The organism is Mesorhizobium sp. M7A.F.Ca.CA.002.15.2.1 (genome assembly GCF_003998715.1).
GTDB lineage: Bacteria > Pseudomonadota > Alphaproteobacteria > Rhizobiales > Rhizobiaceae > Mesorhizobium > Mesorhizobium ciceri.
Genome location: NZ_RZPI01000234.1, coordinates 1 through 7,528, shown reverse-complemented (window position 1 = coordinate 7,528; position 7,528 = coordinate 1). Strand labels below are relative to the sequence as shown.

General features: G+C 58.5%; 6 protein-coding genes and 2 pseudogenes. 2 read left to right on the top strand and 6 right to left on the bottom strand.

All coding sequences use genetic code 11. From position 1 onward, the window contains the following. Positions 1-818 precede the first annotated feature (818 nt). Positions 819-1,862 (top strand): annotated as a pseudogene (gene nifA / locus ENZ74_RS15095) (nif-specific transcriptional activator NifA); the annotation flags it as partial. A 464-nt stretch (positions 1,863-2,326) separates the two neighbouring features. Beyond that, positions 2,327-2,893, top strand: coding sequence for a sugar O-acetyltransferase (locus ENZ74_RS15090; protein ID WP_024505228.1), 567 nt, complete (start codon positions 2,327-2,329; stop codon positions 2,891-2,893). Positions 2,894-3,200: 307 nt separating this feature from the next. Here ENZ74_RS15090 and ENZ74_RS15085 read toward each other — a convergent pair whose 3' ends face one another. The 6 genes and pseudogenes from ENZ74_RS15085 to ENZ74_RS15060 all read right to left on the bottom strand — a co-directional run. Then, a complete protein-coding gene (locus ENZ74_RS15085) occupies positions 3,201-4,094 on the bottom strand; it encodes an SIR2 family protein (protein ID WP_024505229.1) in 894 nt (297 codons plus the stop codon). Between the two features lie 34 nt (positions 4,095-4,128). Continuing rightward, positions 4,129-4,341 (bottom strand): putative nitrogen fixation protein NifT, encoded by a 213-nt coding sequence (gene nifT / locus ENZ74_RS15080; RefSeq protein ID WP_024505230.1) that lies wholly within the window; start codon positions 4,339-4,341, stop codon positions 4,129-4,131. Continuing rightward, positions 4,338-4,658 (bottom strand): nitrogen fixation protein NifZ, encoded by a 321-nt coding sequence (locus tag ENZ74_RS15075; RefSeq protein WP_024505231.1) that lies wholly within the window; start codon positions 4,656-4,658, stop codon positions 4,338-4,340. Before ENZ74_RS15075 ends, nifT begins: the two co-directional genes overlap by 4 nt. A gap of 85 nt (positions 4,659-4,743) precedes the next feature. Beyond that, positions 4,744-4,938, bottom strand: a complete 195-nt coding sequence (locus ENZ74_RS15070) for a 4Fe-4S binding protein (RefSeq protein WP_024505232.1) — start codon at positions 4,936-4,938, stop codon at positions 4,744-4,746. 29 nt (positions 4,939-4,967) lie between these two features. Beyond that, on the bottom strand, positions 4,968-6,449 hold the full coding sequence (gene nifB, locus ENZ74_RS15065; RefSeq protein ID WP_063169393.1) for a nitrogenase cofactor biosynthesis protein NifB: 1,482 nt from the start codon (positions 6,447-6,449) through the stop codon (positions 4,968-4,970). A 273-nt stretch (positions 6,450-6,722) separates the two neighbouring features. After that, positions 6,723-6,835: pseudogene (locus tag ENZ74_RS15060) on the bottom strand (helix-turn-helix domain-containing protein); the annotation flags it as partial. Positions 6,836-7,528 lie beyond the last annotated feature (693 nt).

Here is a 7,528-nt window from a genome sequence, read left to right as displayed (position 1 = left end):
CGCCATGGGCGGTACGAACGCAGTTCTGGCATTCAGGCAGGTGTAGAAGCCATGCAAGACGCCTCATTCGAGGTCACCTGTCGTATCTAGCTGCTTGAGGGGCGGGGCATTGTGATACAGGGAGGGCTGTGGGGTCCCTCCTTCTCGGCCTCGACGATGTGGGAGGAGCCTGTGCGGCGAAACGGGCTAGACGCCCCCAGGCCCAGAACTTGGGCGAAACCAACTCCCACCAAAGCACAGCCGCTTTAGTAGCCGAACAATGAAGCCTCGCTCGACGAGCCGCCGCCTCTACTGTCAGCGGCATCACGCGGTTGAAGCGAACAGCGCAGCGGCTACTGTTTCCCGCACAACTCGGACGGCAATTGGGACAAGTCCGCACATGTCGTCACGTAAGCTGAACGCCGCAGGTACAGCCAAATTGGGGGCGGGGCGTTTCTGCCGTTTTGATAGAATTCTATCAAACTGACAATTTTCCTTGCACGAATGCAAGGAGAGCTCGATTGACTCCCCTCCTTTCTTGTCAAGGATGGGTTTGCAGGCTGCGGTGCGGCAGAAGCCGGACAGAACGGCGACCGGTCGAGTAAAGGCCTGCGCAAACAAGCGCGCATATTGCGGGCGCCCGCACGGAGGAGAAGACGCTCGTCCTGGTGAAAGACAACGATGCTCAGGCGCCATTGCCATTTGCCGAGGGGGTCCGCGCGCCGGAAATTTCGAAGCAACAAAGGTGAGATCGAGAATGATGATGGCGAAATACAACACAGCTCACCGTCCAGTGCAGTTCTACCGGCGGGTGGCGGAGTGGGATGGGCTGCCAAATGGAACGTAAAAAGATCAGCAAGGAGATGCTTGGCGATAGTCAGGCGCTGCGCAAGCTGCGTGAGCACCTTGTCAAGGTGGCCAAGGCGAAGACTACGGTCCTGTTGCGAGGTGAATCCGGAACCGGCAAGGAGCTGGTTGCCAAAGCCATTCACGAGCTCTCGCCTCGCGCCAAGCAGCCCTTCATCAAGGTCAATTGCGCGGCGCTCACCGAGACGCTTCTGGAATCTGACTTGTTCGGTCATGAGAAGGGTGCCTTCACCGACGCGAGCAGTTTGCGCAAGGGGCGCTTTGAGGCTGCCGACAAAGGCACATTGTTTCTGGACGAGATTGGCGAAATATCAGGTTCGTTCCAGGCTAAGCTGCTGCGTGTCCTGCAGGAGCAGGAGTTTGAGCGCGTCGGCAGCAACCACACCATTAAAGTTGATGTTCGCGTGATTGCCGCAACGAACAGGGACTTGGAAACGGCAGTTCAACGCAAGGAGTTCCGGCAAGACCTCTATTATCGCATCAACGTCGTCACTTTACGCGTGCCGGCATTGCGCGAAAGGCGAGGTGATATTCCGCTCTTGGCCGCTCAGTTTCTCAAGAATTTCAATACTGAGAATGATCACACGCTGACCTTCGCTCCCGAAGCGATTGAGGTGCTAATGAACTGCGAATTTCCAGGTAACATCCGAGAGCTCGAAAACTGCGTTCAACGGACGGCAGTTCTGGCGACGGGTCCATCAATCCTCAGAACTGACTTTGCCTGTTACGCGGATCAGTGCTTGGCCGCGGCGCTGTGGAAGAACGGACAGCCGACGTCAGAGAAGTCGACTACGATCGAGCCTTCCGCCGCCTGTGCCGCCCCGCCCGTCGGCGACGGGCAAGCGCCGATAGGCCCTGCCACGACTCGTGGTAGGGTGCCCGATGCCGATACGGTCATTGCTGCCATGGAAAAGTGTGGCTGGGTGCAGGCAAAGGCGGCGCGCCTGCTCGGTTTGACCCCGCGCCAGATCGGCTACGTGCTGAGAAAACGCGGTATCGAGATCAAGCGTCTCTGAAACAACCCGCCGAGCAAGAGCTGGAGCAGGTCAAGCATTGGTGCTCTGGCGCCGAGCCCATCGGCCAGGCTTACGAAGTGGGTGTGAACAGCGCTGCCAAGATTCCGGCCGTGTGCTTTCTACCACCAGTCGTACTGGGGCTCTGCGACTGACAAACTAAAAAGGAGTAATCCTCTGGCGGGACCTGGTCGATACATTAGCTGATGGCTTACCGCTCGATATCACGCAATCTGAGATGGGCATGAAAGTGAGTTCGACCGCTGGACAGTTGCCGACTTCGTCAGGTATTGGCCCCTGCGACCGGTTGATCTCCGATATCCAAATTCTTGGAAGTTGGTCGAGACGAAACTGTCGCCCCGGCTCGTGACCGACCGCGCGCCCGGCAAGATCGAGTTACAAAGTTGCCGAGGCAGTTTGATGTGCGTTCCTGCATCACTGTACGGGACACGACCTGACGGGAGACTATGATGCGTAGCCAAAAAGAAAAGATGCTCGCAGGCGAGTTTTACAATGCGGCGGATCCGGAGATCCAAGCTGACCTGTTGGCAACCGGGGCTTGGCTCAAGCGGTACAATGATACGCTGGGGCAGACCACGGGGCATTGGCATGAGCTTTTGTCCGAGCGGCTGGGAGAGGTTGGGCGCGGAACGGTCATCCGTCCGCCCTTTTTTTGCGACTACGGATTCAATATCCGCATTGGAGCCAATGCCTACATCAACTTCAACTGCGTTATTCTTGACGTGGTAGAGGTCAAAATCGGGCAAGGAACGGCAATTGGGCCTGCTGTGCAGATTTATACCGCCGATCATCCACATGATGCCGAGCAGCGGCAGGCCGGCCTGCAGGTCGGGCGTCCTGTTCACATTGGCAGCCGTGTCTGGATCGGCGGTGGAGCAATCATTCTGCCTGGCGTCACGATTGGTGATAATGCAGTGGTAGGCGCTGGCTGCGTGGTCACACGAGATGTTCCCGCCGGGGCAAAGGTAGTGGGAATTCCTGCTCGCGTGGCCGACCCACATAAACAGGCATAATCAACCTCGTTGACCCTGGAGGTGCATGCGAACTGTCGAAACTGTGCCGAATTTTTGTCGAAGCCATTGAGCGCTGCATATGTTGTCGCGACTCGGGCGCTTCAGTTCTTTTGCCACGGGGGTCACAAGATCATGTGCGTAATGCCGCCGCAACGTGCTCACGTCCCGCAGCAGCGGACCCTTTCACATGGCCCAACGAATTCAGAGCCTACGTTGTGCTGCCACTAGCATTACTGCTCACGAATGTATTCCCAACTGAGTTTTCGCCCTTGGAGGCAAGCAGCGACTCACCAGCAATCGCCGGCCATTAATCCTGGCTAGCATCGACCCCGACGAGGCGAGCCGCGGCGTTGCGGATCGGCATGTCGATGACCGTGATTGCGCCTTCGGCAAGGAAACGACGTTCGTTTCTGGTCAGCGTAGCCGAATCGATCACCGCAAAATGTGGGCCAGTGGAGCGCTTCATCAGCTGTCTGGCATATGTGCGCAGCATCTGATCGTTGAAGCGGCAGCCCACGAAGAAAAAACCCCGGTTGACGCGCCGTTGCTTCACCGCGTCCGGGATCGGCGTCTGGATATCAATTTCGGTTAGGACTTCGACGTAATCGGAATCAGCCACGAGGAAGTTTGCCGCCGGCCTGACGCTGCCGTGCGGCGCATAGAGCACCGTCCTAGCCACTTGTTCGGCCTCGAGTTCTGTTCCTGACAAATCGTAAGTTCTCGTCCAGATGTTACCGATTCCGGTCGCGCGCGTCGTTCCTTGTATCTCGACAACGTCTGTTTGGCCGGCCTCTGCAAGGGCTGCTCGCATGGCGCCATCGTACCAGCTGTCGATGATGACAGACAGTTGAAGGGTTGCGAGCCAGGCGTGAAGAACGGTCGGCTCGGCGGGGGCTGCGAATATCTCCGCCATCCACGCTTGGAGAGTCCGACGATGTCGGCGCTGCTCGATAAACTGCGCGACCGACCACATATTGGTGCGAATCCTGGAAGGGGCAGGCGCCCGCTTGTTGAGGGCCGCGGCGACATCTTCAGGGGTGCAAGGTACAGGGGATTCCGGTGGGTTAAGCTGCAGAAGACCAGGACCGAGATAGGGGATCACTCGATCGGCCTTGAGAGCGCCGTTCAGCAGGTCAATCAGTTTTTTGGCAAAACTGCCCCGGACGACGACGAGATGGTCCCAGCTCAGCATCGTGTTCATACGCGTTTCCTCTCCGCCACTGAACCCACCGGCATCAGGCCCCGTCGGAAATCTTCATCGCCTCGACGGTGATCGGCAAACGCGTGTCGCGCGGAAGGTCGGGCAGCATGAGCCGCCAACCGTTCCTGAGCGTCACGGTCCCGCCCCATAAGTCAGCGTTCTCAATCTCGGTGATCGGCTCTTCGAGATCCTTCTTGGGGACATAAGCCGACAAGCCAGTAGCGGTCCTGCGAATCATTACTTTCATCCGGCTGTTCCCCCGTTGGAAATGCCTTCAGCTCCGCAGGGAACCTCGACTTTGTCGAGGCTAATGAGTTCGCGCGCTCGCATGCCGACGACCGTGCCACGATCGATCCATTCGACCGCATAGATGAAGAATTGCTGGAGAAAGGTTCCAATGTCGCGCACGTAGCCTTCGTCGCCCTTCCGCACGAGGTTTTCGCCGATCTCCTTGCCGGGATAGGTGCCGTCGTTTTTTATGTGGCGTATCGCACGGACCCGCTCACCCTGCATGAACCGTGGCGGTCTGCCGATTTCGACCTCCTGTTCGCGTCTGGACCACATGCTGTCCATTCCTTTCTCGAGGCTTTTGTTGTGGTCGCGGGTTGCAGGCGTCGTCGTGCGGCGAACCCGACCGTTTCGGTAGGAATCAAGCGGGAACGCAGGTTTTCGGTACCGGACAGACCGACACGCATTGCTGCGTATCGAAGGCCTCCTTGCATTCGGTGCACTTGTTTGGATCGATCACATAGGCGTCGCCCTTGAACTTGATCGCTTCCGAAGGACATTCGAACTCGCAGGCCCCGCATTGGGTACATTGGGATGCGATGATCTTTAAAGCCATTCTAACTCCTGGTTATCGGACGAGACGGCTCAGGCCGTCGCCGCTAGTGGTCTGATCCCAAACTCTGCCGCGTAAAGTGCGCTGACTGCGGTCTCGATGTAGTCATGGCCATAGGCGTCGGTTACGCGCAGTCCAACTCGCGAGAGTTGTTCCTTCGGGCGATTTCCGATCTTGGCGCATAGCACTATGTGTATGCCTTCGAGCGCTGCGATGACGCCCTCGAGGATGGCGTCTTCGCCCCCGCCTCCGAGGCAATACCGCTCGACCTTCCGATGCCCGACCAAGCTGATCCCTCTAGGCGAGACTTCATAAACCTGGAATTCCTTCGCGTGGCCGAAGTGTTCGTTGACCCGTCCACCTCCCTTAGTGGCCACCGCAACCAGAAGCGACTTTTCGGAGTCTGTTGCCTTGACCATACCGATGGCCTCGCTCCTCGCCGCCTCATGATCACGGCGCTCGTGTGCGACCACCTGCCGATAGGCCTGACGCTTGCCAGCATCGTAGGCGACATCGTCGGGAATACCGTCCAGCGTGAATTCCTGGCCACGATCTTCACCGAGCAGGCCGACAGCATCTGCCCGGCACTGCCGGCAGTGGCGCATCAACTTGGCGCCACCTTCAAGTCGATCCTGAAGAGCCATCATCTCCGTTGCCGTTGGGCCGCGCTGCCCGATGAGTCCGTAGTGGGTACCGTGCGCCGGGTCCGAAATCAGAGGCATCACGTTGTGCAGAAACGCGCCCCGCTCCCTGACCATTTTGTTCACCTCAAACAGGTGCTGGTCGTTCACTCCAGGAATCATCACCGAGTTGATTTTGGTGAGGATGCCGCGCGCGCTCAGCATCTCCAGGCCCAGCATCTGCCGCGCGTGCAAGATTCGAGCGGCTTCGATGCCGAAGTAGCGGCGATTTTCATAAAAGATCCATGGATAGATCTTCGCGCCGACTTCCGGGTCGACCATGTTGATGGTGATCGTCACGTGATCAACATTCATTTCGGCAAGCTCGGCGACATGGTCCGGCAGCACGAGCCCATTAGTGGAGACGCACAGCTTTATGTCGGGGATTTCCCTGATGACGCGGTCGAACGTTGCCTTCGTTTTCTCCCAATCGTAACAGGCATCCCCCGGCCCAGCGATGCCAAGAACCGAAAGCTGCGGAACTTTGTTGGCAACGGCGATGACCTTGCGTAGCGCTTGGTCGGGCGTCAACTTCTCAGACACAACACCAGGCCGGCTCTCGTTGGCGCAATCGTATTTGCGATTGCAATAGTTGCACTGGACATTGCAAGCCGGCGCGACCGCCACATGCATACGCGCGAAATAATGATGCGCTTCCTCCGAAAAGCAGGGGTGATCCTTGATCCTTTCCCAAATAGCCGGATCCTCTTCGCCCGGGCTGGTCGGCGACGAGCCGTAGGAAGACGATGCGCAGCCACCGGATTTCGCGGCTGCCAGAAGACCCTCGGATGTCGTGCTAGTCGGCCCCTCAATCGAAACTGTCGGTGAGGACATCAAACGGCTCCGTTGCTGGTAACGTCGCGGTTCAAGGTGCAAGAGCCATACCAACTGAAAAAAGCGGCTTCAGTTCACTATTCGGGTCGATATCGCATTGTGTCAGGCCGGCGCGACACAATTTTGTCCTGCTTGCGACAGTGCAAGTCCAAATCCGTTCAGAAGCACGAAGCACTCCTTGTCGCGCACAGGGCGCGCAAGACCACTGGCCTGACGATTGGCTCATCAGGCTCTTAGAAGTTCCTTCACCTCGATACTATGCCGGCGTATCGCCTAGCCGACTTGTCGCAGCTTGAGGCCGAGAATTCGAGCCGCATTAGCCTGAACCCAGCCGGCCTTCTCCATTGTGTCGATCAGCCGTCACGCTTCGTCCGCCGCGGTCCCAGCCCCCGTCCGGCCGTATCGTTAGAATCGCAAGTGGCCATCTCGTGTTCAGGCGGGCGCCGATGCGCCGAACCGGCATCGTGCTGGCCCGTGAGAGCTCGTCGATGACATTGCCACGTTCCGAAAGATTGGTTCCTTCCAGAGGAGAACGCCAAGCACGCAGTTCTCCGGCTCGCGGACGTTGCCGGGGAAATAGCATTGCGAGATCAGCTCAACTGCCGACGGCGCAAAGCCATGGTTCTCCATATTTCAAGGGTAAGCGCTGTGTCCTTCCAGGAGGACCCGCGATCTGTGGGCCTGCCGATTCTGAGGTGGATCGGAGATCGGCTTGTGTCTGAACTTGAACTTACGATTGACCCTGAGCGGCAGCCTCGGCGTTTTCGAGGGTGATCAACGGCGCTGTTGGTCGGCGGCATTGGTCGATGGACGACAAGGCACGGAGTCATGTCCGAGACCCTGGAGCCGACGCGGCGATCTCGGAGGTTGCCCGGCGCTACGGGCTGCGGCCGCGGCGGAACGCTCGCAAGCTTGCGACGTCGGCAGGACAGGCCACTCCCGCCTAGTGGTTTCGGTGGCGCCACCGGAACGACCCGTTGGGCCTACATCCTTGCACCAGAGCTCAAGGCCACGGCCTGAGAATCGGCCGCCGCTCCCCCTACTTGGTTCCTCAGCCGACAGCGCTAAGAAGGAGAGCA